At 41.5% G+C, this 1,062-nt stretch carries 2 protein-coding genes; both read right to left on the reverse strand.

Annotation, left to right across the window (positions count from 1 at the left end):
* Nucleotides 1–125: 125 nt before the first annotated feature.
* Nucleotides 126–710 (reverse strand): lipase family protein, encoded by a 585-nt coding sequence (locus tag ACNRUY_RS26615; RefSeq protein WP_488114683.1) that lies wholly within the window; start codon nt 708–710, stop codon nt 126–128.
* 23 nt (nt 711–733) lie between these two features.
* A complete protein-coding gene (locus tag ACNRUY_RS26620; RefSeq protein ID WP_488114684.1) occupies nt 734–928 on the reverse strand; it encodes a hypothetical protein in 195 nt (64 codons plus the stop codon).
* Nucleotides 929–1,062: the final 134 nt, after the last annotated feature.

Genomic DNA, 1,062 nt, shown 5'->3' on the forward strand with positions numbered 1-1,062 from the left:
CATTTTTGCCAGAAAGCGCTCTTTGCGGGTGGTTCTGCGTTTATGGACAAACTCACTGTCTGCGAAACTAAGCTGGCTCATGGACAGAAACTCAAGCTGGAAGCGATGGGAGTATTATCTCATGGCTAGGGACTTAATCGCACCTTCCCTATTTTCTGCGTGCAGTGCGAGGCAAAACAGTTAAGTCCAACCCTGGGGCTTCCAAAGGTGTATAGATAAGGTTTCATATTTTTCTCGGTGCTAAGCCATTGTGCTGCTATGGTTGCCAGTGCTCCACCAAGGCTGTGGCCGATGCAGTGATACTGAATATTATCTGGAAGGTTATCAGTTAACTCTTTAATTTGCGGTAGCATAGATCGAAAAGCCTTATTGAAGCCTTCATGGATGAGTTGTCCAGAATGTGATCTTTCTACAAGAACGTTTAGGTTTGTAAGCCAGTCAGCTAAATATTGTGTTCCTCGAAATATAATGAAAATGTTTCTTTCTAGAGACTTTTTACCAATTAATACAAATCCAAAGGCGGTGCGGACTTTGATGTATCCTGGCCCTCCCGTTTTTCCTTTTAATAAGCTCTTTTCATGAAACTCGAGTCTTCCTTGATATCTGGAGTTTAAAACAGTAATAGCGTCCTTGATTGTTGCGGTTTTAGTTAGCGCGTATACATCGCGAGCTAAGAGTCCTGGTAGCTTTGGTCTTAAGGCTTGGTTCATTATTGTTATCTCTATTGGTAGATTTACTCAAAAAACTCATCATCACTAAACAGGTCTTTATCAGGTTCTGCATCCCATGAGCATTTTGTAATGAAAGAATCTCCGTTAATTGTTACTATTTGTTCTTCTTGGGTGATCTCGCAATTGACTATCAGAGGTTTACCCCGGGATTCCGAGTTTTCTTCTCTGTTCATTTTTACCCCACGCCAAATGCTAATGGTTTTACCAGGGCAAAAACATGATCAAGAATCAATCAGCCCAAGCACTTTCATCATATAGTCTTCATCCCAGCCACAGGTTTTACGTTTGTTCTTGATACCAGCCTTCACTGAAGTATCAAGCTTGAGAAGGT

This window comes from Endozoicomonas sp. Z74, from assembly GCF_057680865.1.